This is a genomic window from Streptomyces sp. NPDC018263 (assembly GCF_055562575.1).
The window spans coordinates 512,603-530,101 of record NZ_JBVHFA010000002.1; the positions used below are offsets into that span (position 1 = coordinate 512,603).

At 70.5% G+C, this 17,499-nt stretch carries 18 protein-coding genes; 8 read left to right on the forward strand and 10 right to left on the reverse strand.

Annotation, left to right across the window (positions count from 1 at the left end; genetic code table 11):
- A partial coding sequence (locus tag ACZ3HQ_RS07220; RefSeq protein WP_467508708.1) for an NHL domain-containing protein occupies nucleotides 1-844 on the forward strand: 844 nt, incomplete at its 5' end.
- 51 nt (nucleotides 845-895) lie between these two features.
- Here the strand turns inward: ACZ3HQ_RS07220 and ACZ3HQ_RS07225 are convergent.
- Both ACZ3HQ_RS07225 and ACZ3HQ_RS07230 read right to left on the reverse strand, forming a co-directional pair.
- Nucleotides 896-1,402, reverse strand: coding sequence for a hypothetical protein (locus tag ACZ3HQ_RS07225; protein WP_467508709.1), 507 nt, complete (start codon nucleotides 1,400-1,402; stop codon nucleotides 896-898).
- Nucleotides 1,403-1,442: 40 nt separating this feature from the next.
- Nucleotides 1,443-2,537 (reverse strand): hypothetical protein, encoded by a 1,095-nt coding sequence (locus ACZ3HQ_RS07230; protein ID WP_467508710.1) that lies wholly within the window; start codon nucleotides 2,535-2,537, stop codon nucleotides 1,443-1,445.
- 321 nt (nucleotides 2,538-2,858) lie between these two features.
- Here ACZ3HQ_RS07230 and ACZ3HQ_RS07235 point away from each other — a divergent pair, with 321 nt between their 5' ends.
- Both ACZ3HQ_RS07235 and ACZ3HQ_RS07240 read left to right on the forward strand, forming a co-directional pair.
- Nucleotides 2,859-3,578 (forward strand): hypothetical protein, encoded by a 720-nt coding sequence (locus ACZ3HQ_RS07235; RefSeq protein WP_467508711.1) that lies wholly within the window; start codon nucleotides 2,859-2,861, stop codon nucleotides 3,576-3,578.
- Nucleotides 3,579-3,645: 67 nt separating this feature from the next.
- Nucleotides 3,646-5,478 carry an FG-GAP-like repeat-containing protein gene (locus ACZ3HQ_RS07240; RefSeq protein WP_467508712.1) on the forward strand — a complete coding sequence of 611 codons (1,833 nt, stop codon included), beginning with the start codon at nucleotides 3,646-3,648 and terminating at the stop codon, nucleotides 5,476-5,478.
- A gap of 247 nt (nucleotides 5,479-5,725) precedes the next feature.
- Here the strand turns inward: ACZ3HQ_RS07240 and ACZ3HQ_RS07245 are convergent, their stop codons facing one another.
- A complete protein-coding gene (locus ACZ3HQ_RS07245) occupies nucleotides 5,726-6,583 on the reverse strand; it encodes an EamA family transporter (RefSeq protein ID WP_467508713.1) in 858 nt (285 codons plus the stop codon).
- A 103-nt stretch (nucleotides 6,584-6,686) separates the two neighbouring features.
- Here ACZ3HQ_RS07245 and ACZ3HQ_RS07250 point away from each other — a divergent pair, with 103 nt between their 5' ends.
- Nucleotides 6,687-7,259, forward strand: a complete 573-nt coding sequence (locus tag ACZ3HQ_RS07250) for a helix-turn-helix domain-containing protein (protein WP_467508714.1) — start codon at nucleotides 6,687-6,689, stop codon at nucleotides 7,257-7,259.
- A gap of 67 nt (nucleotides 7,260-7,326) precedes the next feature.
- On the opposite strand, the gene ACZ3HQ_RS07255 is transcribed toward ACZ3HQ_RS07250, so the two are convergent.
- Nucleotides 7,327-7,551, reverse strand: coding sequence for a hypothetical protein (locus tag ACZ3HQ_RS07255; protein WP_467508715.1), 225 nt, complete (start codon nucleotides 7,549-7,551; stop codon nucleotides 7,327-7,329).
- Nucleotides 7,552-7,698: 147 nt separating this feature from the next.
- The gene (pdxR, locus tag ACZ3HQ_RS07260) at nucleotides 7,699-9,084 is read right to left on the reverse strand and encodes a MocR-like pyridoxine biosynthesis transcription factor PdxR (RefSeq protein ID WP_467508716.1); all 1,386 of its coding nucleotides are present in this window, start codon (nucleotides 9,082-9,084) and stop codon (nucleotides 7,699-7,701) included.
- Between the two features lie 48 nt (nucleotides 9,085-9,132).
- On the opposite strand from pdxR, the gene ACZ3HQ_RS07265 reads away from it, so the two are divergent.
- The 3 genes from ACZ3HQ_RS07265 (at nucleotide 9,133) to ACZ3HQ_RS07275 (ending at nucleotide 12,592) form a co-directional block, all read left to right on the forward strand.
- Entirely contained in the window at nucleotides 9,133-10,332 is a 1,200-nt protein-coding gene (locus ACZ3HQ_RS07265) for an MFS transporter (RefSeq protein ID WP_467508717.1), read from the forward strand.
- Between the two features lie 538 nt (nucleotides 10,333-10,870).
- Nucleotides 10,871-12,094, forward strand: coding sequence for a thioesterase domain-containing protein (locus ACZ3HQ_RS07270; protein WP_467508718.1), 1,224 nt, complete (start codon nucleotides 10,871-10,873; stop codon nucleotides 12,092-12,094).
- Between the two features lie 282 nt (nucleotides 12,095-12,376).
- The gene (locus tag ACZ3HQ_RS07275; RefSeq protein WP_467508719.1) at nucleotides 12,377-12,592 is read left to right on the forward strand and encodes a hypothetical protein; all 216 of its coding nucleotides are present in this window, start codon (nucleotides 12,377-12,379) and stop codon (nucleotides 12,590-12,592) included.
- On the opposite strand, the gene ACZ3HQ_RS07280 is transcribed toward ACZ3HQ_RS07275, so the two are convergent.
- The 5 genes from ACZ3HQ_RS07280 to ACZ3HQ_RS07300 all read right to left on the reverse strand — a co-directional run bounded on the left by ACZ3HQ_RS07280 (nucleotide 12,577) and on the right by ACZ3HQ_RS07300 (nucleotide 16,249).
- The gene (locus ACZ3HQ_RS07280) at nucleotides 12,577-13,347 is read right to left on the reverse strand and encodes an SDR family NAD(P)-dependent oxidoreductase (protein WP_467508720.1); all 771 of its coding nucleotides are present in this window, start codon (nucleotides 13,345-13,347) and stop codon (nucleotides 12,577-12,579) included. The two genes, ACZ3HQ_RS07275 and ACZ3HQ_RS07280, sit on opposite strands and share 16 nt — an antisense overlap.
- Nucleotides 13,348-13,379: 32 nt before the next feature.
- The gene (locus ACZ3HQ_RS07285) at nucleotides 13,380-14,147 is read right to left on the reverse strand and encodes a glucose 1-dehydrogenase (protein ID WP_467508721.1); all 768 of its coding nucleotides are present in this window, start codon (nucleotides 14,145-14,147) and stop codon (nucleotides 13,380-13,382) included.
- 287 nt (nucleotides 14,148-14,434) lie between these two features.
- Nucleotides 14,435-14,701 (reverse strand): SDR family NAD(P)-dependent oxidoreductase, encoded by a 267-nt coding sequence (locus ACZ3HQ_RS07290; protein WP_467508722.1) that lies wholly within the window; start codon nucleotides 14,699-14,701, stop codon nucleotides 14,435-14,437.
- Nucleotides 14,702-14,800: 99 nt separating this feature from the next.
- The gene (locus ACZ3HQ_RS07295; protein ID WP_467508723.1) at nucleotides 14,801-15,211 is read right to left on the reverse strand and encodes a (R)-mandelonitrile lyase; all 411 of its coding nucleotides are present in this window, start codon (nucleotides 15,209-15,211) and stop codon (nucleotides 14,801-14,803) included.
- A gap of 21 nt (nucleotides 15,212-15,232) precedes the next feature.
- Nucleotides 15,233-16,249 (reverse strand): zinc-dependent alcohol dehydrogenase family protein, encoded by a 1,017-nt coding sequence (locus ACZ3HQ_RS07300; RefSeq protein ID WP_467508724.1) that lies wholly within the window; start codon nucleotides 16,247-16,249, stop codon nucleotides 15,233-15,235.
- A gap of 266 nt (nucleotides 16,250-16,515) precedes the next feature.
- Here ACZ3HQ_RS07300 and ACZ3HQ_RS07305 point away from each other — a divergent pair, with 266 nt between their 5' ends.
- Nucleotides 16,516-17,409 (forward strand): helix-turn-helix transcriptional regulator, encoded by an 894-nt coding sequence (locus tag ACZ3HQ_RS07305; protein ID WP_467508725.1) that lies wholly within the window; start codon nucleotides 16,516-16,518, stop codon nucleotides 17,407-17,409.
- Nucleotides 17,410-17,499 lie beyond the last annotated feature (90 nt).

Genomic DNA, 17,499 nt, shown 5'->3' on the forward strand with positions numbered 1-17,499 from the left:
CGGCAACAACCGCGTCCGCAGGGTGGCGGCCGACGGGACGATCAGCACGGTCGCCGGCACGGGGGCCGCGGGCTTCGGCGGTGACGACGGCCCGGCTGCCTCGGCGAAACTGAGCGGTCCGACAGGGGTGGCGGTGGACAGCGCCGGTGACGTCTACATCGCCGACTACGGCAACAACCGCGTCCGCAGGGTGGCGGCCGACGGGACGATCAGCACGGTCGCCGGCACGGGGGCCGCGGGCTTCGGCGGTGACGACGGCCCGGCGGCCTCGGCCCAGTTGGACAAGCCGATCGCGCTCGCTGTGGACTGCGTCGACACGCTCTACATCGCTGACTTCACCAACAACCGGGTCCGCAAGATCGCGTCGGGAAAGCTGGCCGGGCTGCCCGAGTCGGGCACGGTGGTCTCCTGGGCCAACGTACGCAGCAGGCTGCGGATGGGGGTCCTGCGTGAGTCCACCAAGGACGGGGCGGAGATCCACCAGACCCTGGCCGGCCCCCGCGATCACCAGCGTTGGCGGCTGGTCGCGGCGGGCCAGGACGACGGCGACATCCTGTACAGGATCGAGAACGTGCGCAGCCGCAAGGTCCTCGAAGTCCTCGGAGCGCAGGAGATGTCCGGCGCGGTGGTCGTGCAACGGTCCTACGAGGGCGGCGCGGCACGCCATCAGCACTGGAGGCTGATCCCGGTGGGCTCCCAGGACGGTGCCCCGCGGGTGTACGAAATCGCCAACCACAAGAGCGGGTTGCTGCTGCGGGTGGACACCAACGCCCGCGCGTCGGTCAAGCAGGACGGAGCGGACGGCGACCACCGGGCGCGTCAGTGGCAGTTGCTCCCCGTATGACCGGCGAGGGGTCAGGGGCGCCATCGCCCCTGACCCCTCGGAAGCCGGGTGTCACTTGGATTGGGGCGGCTTCTCCGCGGTCGCCTTGGGCGCCTGGGGGGCGTCCGGTGCCTTCGGTGCGTCCGGTGCCTTGGGGGGCTTGCTGAAATCGCTCTTGCTGGGCCTGTCCTCCAGGTCCCCGTCCTTCTTCAGACCGAGGTCGTCGGTCACCGTCGTACTCGACTCCCGCATGCCGGCGGACGCCGCCGCTGACACCGAGCCGGGATCCCCCGCGAACCGGGCCTGCGCGCCCGCCGATTCCTGCGTGGCCTGGATGAAGGAGCCGAGGAAGCCCAGGACGGCACGCGCCTCGGGGGACTGCTCCCGCACGATGCTCGCGCGGGAGGAGGCCCCGTGGATGCCGCTGCTGAACAGGCTCGGGACCGTGTCGTCGTACGTGTCGTCGGCGGCGTCCTCGAAGTCGACGCCGGCGCCTGGCTGGGGCTTGGTGCCGTCGGTCGTCACGGAGAAGAGCCCCGTGCCCTTGCCCGCGGAGTTGAAGATGTTGTCGAACACCATGGTCGTCACCTCTGGTCGTCGTGGCGGCGGCGCCGCGCGGTCAGGGCTGCTTGTGCAGCGTCTGCTGGCTGACGGCGAGGTTCTCGCCGTCGAGCATCGTGTGGTGGACCTCCAGGGCGGAGACGACCTCGGCCAGTCCCTTCATGCGAAAGCCCCCGGGCGCCAGATCGATGTCGCCGATGTCGCGGGCGACCAGATGGTCGAGGCCGGGATAGGTCTTGCTCTGCGGGGGAGACAGGACCGCCACCGGCACGGGGTACTGCACCGCGATCAGACCGGAGAAGGTCACCGGGATCTCGTAGGTGTACTGCTTGCGGGTGCGCCGCTGCGACACCATGGTCTGCACGCGGGAGTTCGGCGGGACCTTCCCGGAGATCTGCGACTTCGACGCCCAGCTCGTGGACAGGGAGCCGCCGACGGTGGCCGCGATGCCCAGGGCGAGCTGGGCGTTGAGCGAGGCGTTGCCGGTGGCGCTGCCCGAGGTGGTGAACCCCACCGAGTTCGTCATCCCGTTCGACGAGGAGTTCGTCGCGGAGCTGCTCGCGGACGTCTCACTGGTGTTGGCGTTGTCGACCCCGACGCTGTCCTTGCTGTTCTTGTTGGTGACCGTGTTCGAGTTCCTGTTCGCCGTCCCGTTCTGGCACGACGCCTGGAGCTGCGACTGGAGGTCCAGGCGGAGCTGGTTCTGCAACTGCAGTTGCAGCGACGCTCCGACACTGCCGCCGAACGTGAGCTTCGCGTCTCCGTGGAGCGACCAGGTGACCCCGTTCGACACGGTGAAGTCGACCGAGTCGGTGAAGGTCATCTCGGCCTGGCTGCGGTTGACGTAGGTGCGTGAGGAGAACGTGTCGGGCGGAGGCTGGCCGATGTCGCCGCGCACCTCGATCAGCGGCTCTCCGAGGTTCATGTAGGCGAGCCAGCCGAGCTGGAAGGCAGTGCCGGGGAACGAGCCGAAGCTCGACTTGTTCACGGAGAAGCCGATGGGTTTGTGCTTCACGCCGGAGGGATCGACGTAGACCAGGTTGGGGTGGCCCAGGATGGACTGCCAGGTCTGTTCGATGTCGAGTTCCCGGAGGTTCTTCTTCGTCAGGGGCTGACGCTTGGCCTGCACCAGGCTGTACGCGTTGGAAGGCATCTACCCGTCCTCTGATCATTCCGGATCTGTCGTGCTCAGTGGAAAGCAAACAAAAATTCGCGCACGTTCTGGCAGGCGAAATTAGCACGGGGTTGAAATCGCCGGGAAGATGTATCTGTACATCACACTCAATCGAGTGATCCGGGCCCTGAATTACTTTTCTTCACTCGATCGATGACTTTCCGTAGTCACTGCCCGTGGGTAGTGTGACCTCGATCGTTGTCGAGGATCCAATTCTCGATTCGGCCATCCACATGCTTTCGGACGTCCGTGTGTCCGGAGCATTGTTCTCCCCGTCCAGCTTCAGGTGAGGATTCCGCGATGTACACGCAGGAACGCACAATGATGTCCAATTTGGTAGTCGGCGGCCCGGTGGCGGTGAACAGTTATGACAATGCGACCGTGGCGGCACTCGTCGAGAATCGGCCAGTCATGCTGGTGCACGCTTTCAACGGCGGCTACCTGCGGCCGGCCGAACTGAAGGAGACGAGCCACGACAAGGGGGTCAAACTGGCCACCTCGCTCGACCCGGCCGTGAAGGAGGCGCAGGGCCATCTCTGGTACATCACCCCCGCCGGCTTCTTCGGGCAACGGCCGCTGTACGTCCTCGAGAGCGCCGCGGGCCAGGTGTCGCCCAAGCCGGCCGGTGCGGCCGATGCCGACGCCGGGCGCGGCGACGACGGTGCGCCCAAGCCGCGGCGCCGGCGTATCACCGTCCACCAGGACGCCCCGAAGAGCACCGCCGACACCGTTCAGGTCGGACTGCCGGACAAGGTGGGCGAGTTGTGGCGCGGCAAGAACGGCACGCCCGAGGACACCCAGCTCTGGGTCGTCACGGTGACGCCGTGGGGCGGGATCACCTTCGTGCCGATCACCCACCCCGACACCATCCTCGGCTTCAAGGACCACGCGGTGGCGGCCGACAGCGAAGTGCGCCTCACCTACAACTGGGGCGGGGACTTCACCGGAACGGTCATCAACACCTTCTACCCGCGGCTGCCCAGCGAGTGGAACGTGCCCTACCACCACGTGTTCACGTGATCCGCGGCCGTCGTCGCTCCGCACCCGCCCCGAGTCACCGCCCGCGCCGCCTGGAAGAGGCACCACGATGCCCGTGCCCACGGAAGAACTGAAGCTCCAGATCATCAACGACGCCACGGGGAAGGCCCTTACTGTCGACACCACACGCGCGGACGGAGCCCTCGTGGTCCGCGCGTTGCCCGACGGCGGCCCGGACCCCGACCAATGGCAGCTCATCCCCGTACCGGCTCAAGGCAGCCAGGACGACCAGTCGTACGTCATCCGCGCTGTGGCCGGCGGCAAGGTACTCGAAAATCCCGCGGCCGCCGACCGTGGCGTGCGCCAGGGGAACGCCGCCGCCGGCAAGAAGAACCAGCAGTGGCGCGTGGTCCCCGTCGAGGGCGGACCGGGCCTCTACTGCATCGAGAACGCCACCGACGACACCGTGCTCGACCTCGCCGGCTCCGGCGAGGGGAACGTCCCCGTCGCCCTGCGCGAGTACGACGACAACGCGCAGAGCCAGCGCTGGCGGTTCGTGACGGCCGAGCCCGAGCGCACCAGTGACCCCGCTCTGAGCTGGTCCGCGCTGAGCCACTGGAACGGCCGTCAGTCCTGGCGGCTGGCCCGCTCCGGGGGGCTGCGTCCGGCCCCCGGCGCGACGCCATCCTTCAGCGACCTGCTGCTGGTCCTCCGCGGCTTCGGCAGCGACCAGGACGCGGGGGGCTGGAAGAGCGAAGGGTCACATCAACCTTCCGGGGGACAGCCGGGCTGGTGGGCCGGGCTCGGCGCACGGTTCCTCGCCGACACCGGGGGAGTGGGGCGGGCGGACATCGTGGGGCTGAAACCCGCGAAGGGCGCCGTGACGGCGTCCAGCCGGGGTGACGGCACGTTCGACGACGAGCGCCTCCTGCACCAGGCGGCGCAGTCCGCGAGTCCCTCGGACCTGTGGACACTTGCGGACACGACGGGCACGGGGAAGTCCGACGTCGTCGTACTGGCCGCGGACGGGGTCCGGGTGTCCACGGTGGACGAGAGCGGGACGTTCGCGCCCGCGGGCGGCAAACCTGTCCTCAAGGCGTTCGGTCACGGGGACGGGGCCGGCGGGTGGCTCGCCGACAAGCACCCCCGTTTCCTGGTCGACACCACGGGTGACGGCAGGCTCGACCTGGTCGGTTGCCACGACGACGGCGTCTGGGTCTCGCTCCAGGACGAGGACGGGAAGTTCGCGGCGCTTCCCGACGAACCTGTCCTCAAGGCGTTCGGCCATGGTGAGAAGGCGGGCGGCTGGCTGGCCGACAAGCACCCCCGTTTTCTGGTCGACATCACGGGCGACGGCCGCACCGACATCGTCGGCTGTCACGACGACGGCGTGTGGGTCTCGCTCCAGGACGAGGACGGCACGTTCGCCGAGCCGCTCTATGTCCTCGACGACTTCGGGACCGACCAGGGGTGGGAATCGGCCGAGGAGCACCCCCGGTTCTTGATGCGGACCATCGCGGCCGGAGCGGTGGACATCATCGGGTTCGGCCCGCAGGGCGTCGTGGTCGCACGCGGACTCAGCGACGGCACGTTCGAACCCCCGCGGCTCGTCCTGAACGACTTCGGGCACGCCCAGGGCTGGACGGGCGGCAAACACATCCGGTTCCTCGCCGACGTCACCGGCGACGGCAACCCGGACATCGTCGGTTTCGGCGACGAAGGGGTGTGGGTGGCGCACAACCGCGGCGACGGCCTGTTCGACCAGGCCCAGTTGGTGTGCCGTGGCTTCGGGTACAACGACGACTCGGGCGCCTGGCGGGTCGGCCGTCACCCCCGTTTCCTCGCCGACATCACCGGTGACGGGCGCGTCGACATCGTCGGGTTCGGCGGCCCGGGCGTGTACGTGGCCCGCAACCTCTTCCGCCGGTTCAGGACCCGATAACCCTCAAGGTCCGCACGGCGCCGCGCGAGCGGAACATCGCGCGGCGCCGGCGCACCGCCCGCGGGGCAGGGAAGGGCCGGATCTGAGCCGCGAGAATTCGGTGCGGCGCCCCGTCCTCCACCGACTGCGTGCGAGCGGTACGACTCGGTGGCAACAGTGCCTATCTCGTACTGGCGGCGCTGGTGGCCCTCGCCGTAGGCAGCGAGCTTGCGTGCGTGGCGGTCCGTCGCGTCGGTCGGGTTTCGGGTCATCCGGCGGCCAGGAGCACTGTTCCGGCCAGTGCCAGGCCCGCGCCGACCGCTTGCAGTCCCTGCAGCCGTTCGCGCAGGAAGCCCCGTGCGGCCAGGGCGGTCACCACTGGGTAGAGCGAGGCCAGTACAGCGGCGATCGTGACCGGGCCGTGCTGCGCGGCGATGGAATAGGTGCCGTTGGCGGCGACGTCGGCCAGGCCGACGAAGGCGAGGGCCGGCAGGGAGGCCCACGGGAAGCCGGTGTCCGGCAGCGCGGGGGTGCCGCGCCGCACGGAGACCCAGAGTGCGGCGCCGCCGGCGACCACGTTGGTGACGCGCTGGACGAACAGGGCGAGGAAGAGTGCGGGGATGGTCGTCGACGCCTCGGCGATCAGCGCGAAGACCGTGCCGAAACCGAGCGCGGCCACCAGCGCGAGCAGGACGGCCCTCCGCTGCACCGGGGCGCCCTTGAGCTGTGGTCCGCCCGCGAGCACGACGCCGGTGATGGCGATCAGGATGCCTCCGACCGCCACCGGGCCGGGGCGCTCGCCGAGGGTGAGTCCGACGCCGACGGGGACGGCCACGCCCAGGGTGCCCAGCGGTGAGACGACGCCCATGGGGCCCAGGGCCAGTGCCTGGTAGAACGCGATCATGGCGACCGGTCCCACCAGTCCGGCCGCGACGGCGAACCACAGCCGCGGTCCTGCCTCGCCCCACGCCCCGGTGGTGGCGACGATCAGGCCGAGCGTGACCGCGGAGATCACCTGCGAGACCACGACCACGGTGAGGGCGGGGATGCGGCGCGTCAGCAGCCCGCCGCCGAAGTCGGCCAGTCCGTACAGGACGCTGGTGGCCAGGGCGAACAATGCGGTCACAGCACGCCTCGCAGTGTAGTTCAATGGACGGTCAGGCTGGTTCAGTGTAGTGCAATAAAGTAACTGGACCGTCCAAAATAGTAAACTACTTTGTGGGTGGGCCGTGTCGGACCTTGATCAGTTGACCCAGTCCCTGGCGGGCAACGTCAGGCATTGGCGCAAAGAGCGCAACCTCAGCCTGGACGCGCTCGCCGCCCGGGCCGGCGTCAGCCGTAGCATGCTCGTCCAGATCGAGCAGGCCCGCACCAACCCCAGCATCGGCACCGTCGTCAAGATCGGTGACGCCCTCGGGGTCAGCATCACCACCCTGCTCGACTACGCGCAGGGGCCCGCGGTCCGCATCGTCTCCGCCGAGCAGGCCGTACGGCTGTGGCACACCGATGCCGGCAGCTACAACCGCCTCCTCGCGGGCGCCGAGGCCCCCGGCCCCCTGGAAATGTGGGACTGGCAGCTCATGCCGGGCGACAGCAGCTCCTCCGACCCCCACCCCGCGGGCACGTTCGAACTCATCCACGTCACGGCCGGCGAACTGACCCTCATGGTCGGCGGCAGGACGTTCCACGTCCCGGCCGGCTCCAGTGCCTCCTTCGAAGCCAGCACCGCCCACGCCTACAACAACGCCGGCGACACTCCCACGACGATGATGATGGCCATCTCCGTCCCGCCCTCACGCTGAGTACCCATCACTGGGCGACTCCCCGAGCTCCAGGTGACAGAAGTATTGCCAGGTCAGGCACTGGACCTCATGGCACCGGCACATCACGCTCGCCATGCTCGACCTGGCCGTCCTGGCCGTCCTGGCCGTCCTGGCTGTCCTGGCCGCTCTCGCCGCCGACGCGGCACCACAGCGGCCCGGCCATCCGCACCACCCCGCCCGCGGCAGCGACCCGATTGCGTTGACCGTCCCGGAGGTCCGCCGCCCCTTCGCCGCCCTCCTCCACGGACTTCTCCGTGGTTCCCCGCAGCATCTGGCACGGGTCTGGCACCCCCGTCATCGCTGCCCCAGACCTACGAGTCCGTCTCTCCGGCTGCTAAAGCAGATCGACTCTCCGCCCGCTCACGCATACGGCCTCGGACGAGGCGGAAGGTCACGGCGTACCCGCAAGGGGCGCGGGTCAGGGGAAGCAGGCAGTGAAGGTTGCGGTCAGGGCGTCCAGGGCAGCCGCGTAGGCGTGTTCGGGGGGACGGCCGTAGCCGATGATGACGCCCTGGGCGGTGGAGGGGAGCGCGCGGCGTTCCGACAGGTAGCCGAGGGCGAGGCCGTGTGACTCCGCGACAGTGCGGACATCGGCCTCGGTGGGCCCGTCCGGGGGAAGAACGGCCAGGGCGTGCAGACCCGCGGCGATGCCGGTCAGGGAGACGGGAAAGTCCGCGAGGCGGCTACGGAGCTCGTCACGGCGGCGCAGGTATCGCTGGCGGGAGGCGCGGATGTGCCGGTCGTAGCCATGACGGGTGATCAGGTCAGCCAGGGTCAGCTGGCCAAGATGTTCGGTGTGGTGGTCGGTGTGCAGCTTCGCGTCGACCACCGGGCCGGTCAGACGGGGCGGCAGGACCATCCAGCCGATCCGCAGCGCCGGGCCCAGGGTCTTGGACGTCGTACCCAGATAGGCCACGTCCTCGGGGCCTGCGCCCTGCAGTGCGCCGACGGGCTTGCGGTCGTAGCGGAACTCCGCGTCGTAGTCGTTCTCGACGATCAGACCGCCGCACGAGCGCGCCCAGTCCAGGAGGGTGCGCCGTCGCCCGGGATGGAGCGTCCGGCCGGTCGGGTACTGATGGGCCGGGGTGACCTCCACCGCATTCGCCGTCAGAGCGCCGACGAGATCGGTGCGGGCGCCCAGAGCGTCGACCGGCAGCGGCACCACTCGCGCCCCGGCACGGCGGACCGCCTCGGCATGCATCGGAACACCCGGGTCCTCCATGACGAACGTCCCGCCGACGGCGGCGGCCAGCAGCGTCAGACCCTGCAGATACCCGTTGGTGATCACAATCGAATCCGGATGGGCCGCCACGTCCCGTGCCCGCCCCAGATACCCGGCCAGCGCGGTCCGCAACTCGACGCGTCCCCGCGGATCGCCGTAACCGAAGGCGTCGGCCGGAGCCGAGCCGAGGGCACGCCTCGACGACTCCAGCCACGCCGACACCGGAAACGCCGATGCGTCCGGACTCCCCGGACGCAGATCATGCTGGGGCCGTATTTCCCGCGCCGGTTCGACCGTGGCCACCGGCACGACCCGCGGCAGTAGCGCCACCGCGGTGCCCGAGCCCTGCCGTGCGGTCAGATACCCCTCCGCGATGAGCTGGTCGTACGCCGCCCGCACCGTGCCCCGCGCCAGCCCCAGATCCTCCGCGAGCCTCCGCGTGGCCGGCAACCGTGTCCCGGGCGCCAGTCGCCCCGACCGCACGGCCGCTCGCAACGCCCGCTCCAGACCCGTCCGGAGCCCGTCAGAAGCGTCCAGTTCCAGATGCAGGTCCAGGCCAGAATTGGGCCACTGATCCGCCATGCGATTGGATCTTATCGGCGGCCCAATCGGCTCCCTAGGTTCATCCAGGTGACCTTGATCGAACCTCCGCAGAGCGCTTTTCCCCGGACCGGCCGGCTGCTCGCGACGGCCTACGGACTGACGATCGCGAACCTCTACTACTGCCAGCCCCTCCTCCCGCAGATCTCCCGGTCCATCGGCCCCCACGCGGCGGACCATCTCATCGCCGTCGGCCAACTCGGCTACGCCCTCGCCCTGATCCTGATCGTCCCGCTCGGCGACATCGTCCCCCGCCGCCCCCTGCTCGCCGTCCTGCTCTGCGCCGACGCCGCCGCCCTCGCCCTGACCGCCGCCGCCCGCACCACCGGCCTCCTCCTGACCGCCGGAGCACTCATCGGGCTCACCGCCGCCGCCTTCGTCAACACCCTCATCCCGTACGCCGCCACCATGGCCGCACCCCACGAACGCGGACGCGCCGTCGGGACGATGCTCACCGGCGGACTCACGGGCATCCTCCTGTCCCGCACCATCGCCGGCCTGGTCTCGCAGGCCGTCGGCTGGCGTGCCCTGTTCACCGCGGCCGCGATCAGTACCCTGCTGCTCGCCGTCGTCCTCACCCGCGCCCTTCCACCCGCCCCGCCCGACCTGCCCGCCTCGTACCGGTCCCAGCTCCACGCCACGCTTCGCCTGGCCGCCACCCACCGGCTGCTGCGCCGCCGGGCCTTCATCGGAGGCTGCTCCTTCGCCGCCTTCGGCGTCTTCTGGTCGACCGCGGCCTTCCGCCTCTCCGAACCCCCCTACGGCTACGGTCCCGCCCAGATCGGGCTGCTGGCACTGGCCGGCGCCGCCGGAGCACTCACCGTCCGCCTCATCGGCCGCGCCGCCGACCGAGCCGACCGCGTACGGCTCACCAGGACGGCACTGGTCCTCGGCGTGGCGTCCTTCGCCGCTCTCTGGGCCGGCGGCCATCACCTGGCGTGGCTCCTCATCGGGCTCTTCGCCATGGATACCGCCATCCACGCCACCCACCTGCTGAACATGAGCGTGGTCTACGACATCGACGACGCCCGCGCCCGCCTGGCCTCGGTCTACATGACCGGCTACACCCTCGGCGGCATCGCCGGCGCGGCCCTCGGACCCGCCGCCTACACGGCCGGTGGCTGGACCGCGACCTGCCTCCTCGGCGCCGCCTTCCTCGCGACCGCCCTCACCGCGACCTTCCACCGGACGGAGACTCCGGACGACAAAGTTCCACCACATACCACGTGATCAGCGGTTCATCCCAGGTCAGGGGTGTGACGAACCCTCGGGCGTCAGCAAAGGACGAGGCGTCGGTGAGGGGGGCCGAGCGCCTGGGGGTTCGCGCCGCGTCGCGAGGACGAACTGCAAGGCCGCCCGCCAGCGAGCGCCGCCGCGCTGGGGCGTCATCATGGTCCGCAGTGGCATGGTCGCCAGGCGGCCTTGGGGTTGTTCGACGAGTACGTCGTTGTCGAGCAAGTGCCATCCATCTCGTGGGTGAGAAACGGCTGCCGAGCGCGGCATCGGCGTTCGTGCAGCTCCGAGGGGCCCCGGTGTGCGCGGGCGGAGTGGGATGACTCCGATGGAGGCGGACCGCGTGTCCGCAGCTCAAACGGTTGCTCGACGCGCATAGCCGGAAGGGATATTCACTCTTCGAACTCGATACGATACGGAGAGTGACTGGCGTGTCTTGTTGTCCCGCTGGGAAAAGACGCGACGCCACAAGCCCCGGCCCGGCATGCGATCCGGAAAAGGGCGCCCCGCCCCGTCCTCAGGAAGGGATTCCCCCATGAGCATCACCGAACAGCAGGCCGCCGACGCCTTCGACGCCGGCCCCCCGATCATCCTGGCGCCCGGTCCCCGCACGACGGATCGCATCCCGCCCCCGCCCAACGACGTCTGGGACCTCCCCTACGGCACCGCCTGGGTCTACCACGGCGAGGGCAACGGCCAGCTCACCCGCCCGGTTCTGCTGGCGGACGGCTTCAGCGTCGGCCCCACCGACCTCAGCCTCACCTGGGAACTCCTGGAGTACGGCCCGTTCCCTCTTCTGAGCGAACTCCGTCGCCGGGGCCGCGACGTGGTCCTGGTCGGCTACCACGAGCGCAGCGCGTCGATCCTGCAGAACGCCGAGGCGGTGATGGCGGCCGTCGCCGAGGCGATCGACCGCCGTACCGGCGACCACCCGCTGACCGTCGGCGGCTTCAGCATGGGCGGCCTGGTCACCCGCTACGCCCTCGCCAAGCTGGAGACGGCCGGCATCGAGCACCAGGCGCAGCTCTACTACTCCTGGGACAGCCCGCACACCGGCGCCTCGATCCCCATCGCCCTCCAGGCGTTCGCGCACTACATCAAGAAGCTCAACTCCCGCTTCTCGGACCAGATCAACAGCCCGGCGGCCCAGGAGCTGCTCTTCAAGCACATCGCGAACTGGGACGACACGCCCGCCACCAGTGAGCGGCGCCTGGCGTTCCTGCGCGCGCTGGAGGAGGTCGGCAACTGGCCCCGGTCGAGGCAGCTCCGGCTGATCGCCCTCGCCAACGGCCCCGACACCGGCGCCGGCAACGGCGTGGCTCCCGGCGTCGAAGCCGTCACCGGCAAGGGGCTGGCCGTCACCGGCACCGAGCTGCGGACCCAGTCCGAGGGCAACGACCAACTGGTCGCCAAGCTCCGGGTAGTCACCGTCCCCACCCGCGAGGTCCGCACCAGCGACCTGCCCGACATCGACGGCGCGCCCGGCGGCACTCTCCCCGGCTTCGGCATCCTCGCCGACGCGCTCAACGACATCCAGGGCTTCGGCGTCGTCAACCCGATCCGCGAGCACTGCTTCGTCCCGGCCGTGAGCGCCATCTCCGTACGGGAGCCGGCCACCCACTCCGACCTCTACACCCCGATCAGCGACGAGGAACTGGAGGAGTCGCCCTTCCACGCCGTCAAGCTCGCCTCGCAGAGCGAAACCCACACCCTGATCACTGAGGAACTCTCCACCTGGTTCCTGGACCAACTGCCATAACCCACTGCCGTCAACCGGCGGCTGTCCGAACCCGGTCGCCTCGCTCTCGCACGGCTTGCCGGTGGTCACGGTTGCTTCCGGGCCCGCGGTGGTGGCTCCACGCCTCCGTCGGCGGGCCCGGCACTCCGCGCTGATCAAGCTAGGTGGAGGTCGTCGGGGGCGGAGGGGCCGCCCATGCGGGGTGGGGACCCATCCGGGGTCGACGGCGGTGACGAACAGCTTGCTGTCCGGGTAGGCCGCGGGGGTGTCCTGGTTCCGCGAGGTGATGAGGCCGGCGTCGGCGTGGCCGCCGGTGACGGGGACGGCACCCCGGTTCAGCAGGTCGCGTACGTCGGTGAGCCGGTCGTGACGGCGGGTGTGGAAGACGGCTTCGTGGCCGTCATCGAGCAGAGCCGCGACGGTGTCACGGCCCAGCCCCGTAGCGGCGCCGGTGACCAGTACGCGTGCCACGGGATTTCTCCTCCTCGTTCGGCCGGGGTGGTTCAGCGGGCCACGTAGCCACCGTCGACGGGCAGGGCCACGCCGACGACGTAGGAGGCGGCGGGGCTGTTGAGCCACAGGACGGCTTCTGCGATCTCTTCTGCTGTGCCCAGGCGGCCGATGGGGGCGTCCGCTGCGGCGGCCGCGGGGTCGAGTTCCCCCTTGGCGATCATGTCGGCGACCATCGGGGTCTCGATCGTGCCGGGGCAGACGGCGTTGATCCGGATGCCGCGCGGGGCGTACTCGAGGGCGGCGCTGCTGGTCAGGCCGATGACGCCGTGCTTGGTGGCGTGGTAGGAGGCGCGACCGGGGTTGCCGACCAGGCCGCCGAGGGAGGAGCAGTTGACGATCGCACCGCCCTCGGCCTGGGTGCGCATCTGGCGCAGTTCGTGCTTCATGCACGCCCACACGCCGCGCAGGTTGATCGCGTTGACCCGGTCGAAGGCGGAAGCGTCCTCCTCGGCGGCGTCGGCCAGGGGGATCATGATGCCGGCGTTGTTGAAGGCCATGTCGAGGCGGCCGAAGGAGGCCACGGTCTGATCGATGAGGGCGGCTACCTGGTCCTCGTCGGTGACGTCGCAGGGGACTGCGAGAGCCTGGTGGCCGGCGGAGGTCAGTTCCTCGGTCACCTTGGTCAGGGCGTCTTCGCTGAGGTCGGCCAGGACGACGGCGGCACCGGAACGGGCGTAGGCGCGGGCGGTGGCCAGGCCCATGCCGCCGGCGGCGCCGGTGACGAGGGCGACCTTGCCGGTGAAGTCGTAGGTGGGGTTCATGCGTACGGTTCCTTTCGCGGGCCGCCGGTGAGTCAGACGGTCTGGCCGCCGTCGATGACGAGGGCGGTGCCGGTGGTGAAGGCGGCGTCGTCCGAGCAGAGCCAGAGCACGGCGGAGGCGACCTCCTCGGGCCTGCCGAGGCGGCCGACGGGTTCGTCGGCGATGAGCCCTTCGCGGCCGCCGGGGCGGGTGTCGCCGAAGCGGCGGATCATCTCGGTGTCGATGATTCCGGGGCAGACGGCGTTGATACGGATTCCGTCGGCGGCGTGGTCGAGGGCGGCGGAGCGGGTGAAGCCGATGACGCCGTGCTTGGCGGCGGCGTAGGCGGCCTGCCCCTTGAAGCCCTTGACGCCCGCGCCGGAGGAGACGTTGACGATCGCACCACCACCGTCTTGCCGGAGCATCTGGCGGATCTCGGCGCGGGCGCAGAGGAACATACCGGTCAGGCTGACGCCGAGGATGCGGTCCCAGTCGTCCTTGCCTGTGTCGGCGGCCGACTGGACGGGCTGCTCGACGCCGGCGTTGTTGAACGCGGCGTCCAGCCGTCCGAACCGGTCCACCGTGGTGTCGACAGCCGCCTGCACCTCGTCCTCGCGGGTGACGTCGCAGACGAGGGCGACGGCCTGGCCGCCGGCGTCGGTGACGAGCCGGGCGGTCTCCTTCAGTCCGTCGGCGTCGCGGTCGGCGACGGCTACCCGGGCGCCCGCGCGGGCGAAGGCGAGAGCGGTGGCCCGGCCGATGCCGGAGGCGGCGCCGGTGACGAAGGCGACCTTGCCGGTGAAGTCGTACGTGGTGTTCACGCAGTGCCTCCAAGAGAGAGCGAGTACGGGTGGGTGTCAGCGCCTGGCCGCAGGCTGCTCGCCCCTGGCCTCGGTCGCAGGGGGCGCTGGGCGACGAAGCGCGGCGGGGTGGAGGTGCCAGGCGCGGCGAGCAAGATCAGCGGGACCACGGTCAGCACCGGCGAGCGCCGATCCGGCGGCGACGCCGGTCTCGTAGGCCGAAGTGGTCAGCGACGCGGTCAACGTGGGCGCGTCGCCCGCGAACCGGACGGCGAGGGAGGTGACGATCGGGTTCAGCGTGAACCCGGTCAGCGCCATGAGGAAGAACAGCCGCCTGGGGGACGGGGCTGTACTGCAGGGCCTCGGTCCAGGGCCGCGGTCAGGGCCTGGGGGTCGCGCACGTCGGCGGCGAAGCCGTGAGCACGGACACCGTCCCGGTCCAGCTCGGCGGCCAGAGCGTCGAGGTGGTCCTGGCTGCGGGAGACGAGGGCGATGTCGAAGCCTTCGCGGCCGAAGCGGCGGGCGGTCGCCAGCCCCAGTCCGGAGCCGGCACCGACAAGGGCAAGAGTGGTCACGGTGCGCCTTTCACAAGGGAGATATGAGCGAGGGGACGGCCCAGTGACAGGCACGCTGCGTGCGGCGCGCCGTTCGCGGCGGCGGGCCGGGCCGGGATGTCAGCTCGTGGCCGGCGCGGCGGCGTATTCCTCGTCGGTGACGGGGTTCAGCCAGTGCACGACGTCGTGGTCGGCGTCCGCCTCGTTGATGGCCAGGTGGACCATCAGCCGGTTCGGCGCGGCGCCGTGCCAGTGCTCCTCGTCGGCCCCGAACAGAACGCGGTCGCCCGGCCGGATGACTTCGACCGGGCCGCCGCGGCGCTGACACAGGCCGACGCCTTCGGTGACGAACACGGTCTGGCTCAGCGGGTGTCGGTGCCAGTGGGTGCGGGCGCCGGGCATGAAGTGCACCAGGTTGGCGCTGACGCGGGAGGGCTCCGGGGCTGCGGCGACGGCGTCGATGTAGACATCGCCGGTGAACCAGTCGGCGGGCCCCTTGGCGGTGGCGAGGGAGCTGCGGGTGATCTGCATGAGCGTTCCTTCCGGGGCGTGTCAGGGGGTGAGGAGCGTCTTGATGGCACGGCGTTCGTCCATGGCCTGGTAGCCCTCGGCGACCTGGTCCAGGGGCAGGGTGAGGTCGAAGACCTTGCCGGGGTCGATCGCGCCGGTCAGGACGCGGTCGATCAGGTCGGGCAGGTAACGGCGGACGGGAGCGGGGCCGCCGCGCAGGCCGACGTGGGAGAAGAACAGTTCCTGCCCGTCGATGGCGACCTCGTGGGGGACGCCGACGAAGCCGACGTTGCCGCCGGGCCGGGCGGAGTGCAGCGCCTGGCTCATGGACTGGGCGGTGCCCACGCACTCCAGCACGCTGTCGGCGCCGATCCCGCCGGTCAGTTCCTTGATCCGGGCGACGCCCTCCTCGCCGCGCTCGGTGACGATGTCGGTGGCGCCGAACTCGCGGGCCAGCTTCTGGCGTGACTCGTGCCGGGACATGGCGATGATGCGCTCCGCGCCCATCTCCTTGGCGGCGATCACCGCGCACAGGCCCACCGCGCCGTCGCCGACGACCACGGCGGTCGAGCCGGGCTCGACCTCGGCGGCTTCGGCGGCCCACCAGCCGGTGCCCATTACGTCGGAGACGGCCAGCAGGCCGGGCCAGAACTTCTCGTCCGGTACGCCGTCGGTGGCGACCAGGGTGCCCTGGGCGTTGGGGATGCGGACGTACTCGGCCTGGCAGGTGGACATGAACTCGCGGTTCAGGCAGCTCGACTGGAAGCCGTTTCGGCAGTTCGCGCAGGTGTTGTCCGAGGTGGCGAACGAGCCGACGACGAACTGGCCGGGCTTGACCGAGGTGACCTCGGAGCCGACCTCCTCCACGAAGCCCACGTACTCGTGGCCCATCGGATGGGCCTGCTGGGTCGGCTCCGCGCCGCGGTAGGGCCACAGGTCGGAGCCGCACACGCAGGTCACGGCCGTACGGATGACGGCGTCGGTCGGCTTGAGGATCTTCGCGTCCTCCACGGTCTCGAAGCGGATGTCGCCGGGGGCGTGGATCACTGCTCCGCGCATGAGAAGGGTTCCTTTACGTACGGGGGCGGCCGGCACACACACGGGCGGTGTGCATCGGCCCGCCGGGCTACGGGTGCGGGCCCGGTACCGTGCGGCGCGGAAGTGCCGCGCGGTCCGGGGTGGGCACTGCGTCCACCCCGGCCGGGGTGGACGGTGAGCGCCACGTCATCCAGGTAACCGCCGTATCGCGCGGGCAGCGAGTCACTGACAAGGGGTGTACCGGCAGTGCATCCCTCGGGCGCCGGGCGGGCCGTACCGTCGAAGGCATGGACAACCGTGAAGAGGTCCGCGAGTTCCTGACCTCGCGGCGCGCGAAGATCACCCCCGAGCGGGCGGGTCTGCCCCCCGGCTCCCGCCGGCGGGTGCCGGGCCTGCGCCGTAGCGAGGTCGCCGCCCTGGCGGACATGAGCGTGGAGTACTACGCCAAGCTGGAGCGCGGCCACGTCGCCGGTGTCTCCCCGCCCGTCCTGGAAGCGGTCGCCCGCGCGCTCCAGCTCGATGACGCTGAACGCGCCCACCTGCTGCATCTGGCCCAGGCGGCCGACGGCTCCGACGTCCTCACCCGCCCGAAGCGCCGCCGTACGAAGGGCCAGTGGACGCCGCACCGCAGCCTGCAGTGGATGCTGGACGCCATCACAGCGGGCCCCGCACTCGTCCGCAACGGCCGCATGGACGTCCTGGCCGCCAACCCGCTCGCCCGCGCGTTCTACACCGACCTGTACGCCGCACCCGGGAACCATCTGAACCTCGCCCGGTTCCAGTTCCTCGACCCGGCCGCCCGGCGCTTCTACCCCGACTGGGAACGCTTCGCCGACATGTGCGTACCGATCCTGCGGGCCGAAGCAGGCCGCAACCCGCACGACAAGGGTCTGCACGACCTGGTGGGCGAACTGTCCACCCGCAGCGAGGACTTCCGCGTCCGCTGGGGCGCCCACAACGTCCGCCACCACGGCACCGGCACCAAGCGCTTCCACCATCAGGCGGTCGGCGAACTGATCCTCGCCTTCGAAGACCTGGAAATGACCGCCGAACCCGGTCTCACCGTCACCGTCTACACCGCGGAACCCGGCTCACCCTCCGAGGAGGGCCTGCGCCTGCTGGCCTCCTGGGCCGCCACGCAGGACGCCGGCACAGCCGCAGAAACGACCACCACCAACTGACCGAAACCCCGCGCACCGGCGGCCCGCCTACGGCACTCCGCCTAGGTCGATGGCTGTCACTGAGCGGTCTACTTGGCCGGTACGGACAAC

What these genes read in the sequence shown, in the direction of transcription:
- ACZ3HQ_RS07225 (WP_467508709.1), bottom strand. Translation starts at nt 1,402, where the DNA reads ATGGTGTTCGACAACATCTTCAACTCCGCGGGCAAGGGCACGGGGCTC.
- ACZ3HQ_RS07230 (WP_467508710.1), bottom strand. Translation starts at nt 2,537, where the DNA reads ATGCCTTCCAACGCGTACAGCCTGGTGCAGGCCAAGCGTCAGCCCCTG.
- ACZ3HQ_RS07235 (WP_467508711.1), top strand. Translation starts at nt 2,859, where the DNA reads ATGTACACGCAGGAACGCACAATGATGTCCAATTTGGTAGTCGGCGGC.
- ACZ3HQ_RS07240 (WP_467508712.1), top strand. Translation starts at nt 3,646, where the DNA reads ATGCCCGTGCCCACGGAAGAACTGAAGCTCCAGATCATCAACGACGCC.
- ACZ3HQ_RS07255 (WP_467508715.1), bottom strand. Translation starts at nt 7,551, where the DNA reads ATGCTGCGGGGAACCACGGAGAAGTCCGTGGAGGAGGGCGGCGAAGGG.
- pdxR (WP_467508716.1), bottom strand. Translation starts at nt 9,084, where the DNA reads ATGGCGGATCAGTGGCCCAATTCTGGCCTGGACCTGCATCTGGAACTG.
- ACZ3HQ_RS07270 (WP_467508718.1), top strand. Translation starts at nt 10,871, where the DNA reads ATGAGCATCACCGAACAGCAGGCCGCCGACGCCTTCGACGCCGGCCCC.
- ACZ3HQ_RS07280 (WP_467508720.1), bottom strand. Translation starts at nt 13,347, where the DNA reads ATGAACCCCACCTACGACTTCACCGGCAAGGTCGCCCTCGTCACCGGC.
- ACZ3HQ_RS07295 (WP_467508723.1), bottom strand. Translation starts at nt 15,211, where the DNA reads ATGCAGATCACCCGCAGCTCCCTCGCCACCGCCAAGGGGCCCGCCGAC.
- ACZ3HQ_RS07300 (WP_467508724.1), bottom strand. Translation starts at nt 16,249, where the DNA reads ATGCGCGGAGCAGTGATCCACGCCCCCGGCGACATCCGCTTCGAGACC.
- ACZ3HQ_RS07305 (WP_467508725.1), top strand. Translation starts at nt 16,516, where the DNA reads ATGGACAACCGTGAAGAGGTCCGCGAGTTCCTGACCTCGCGGCGCGCG.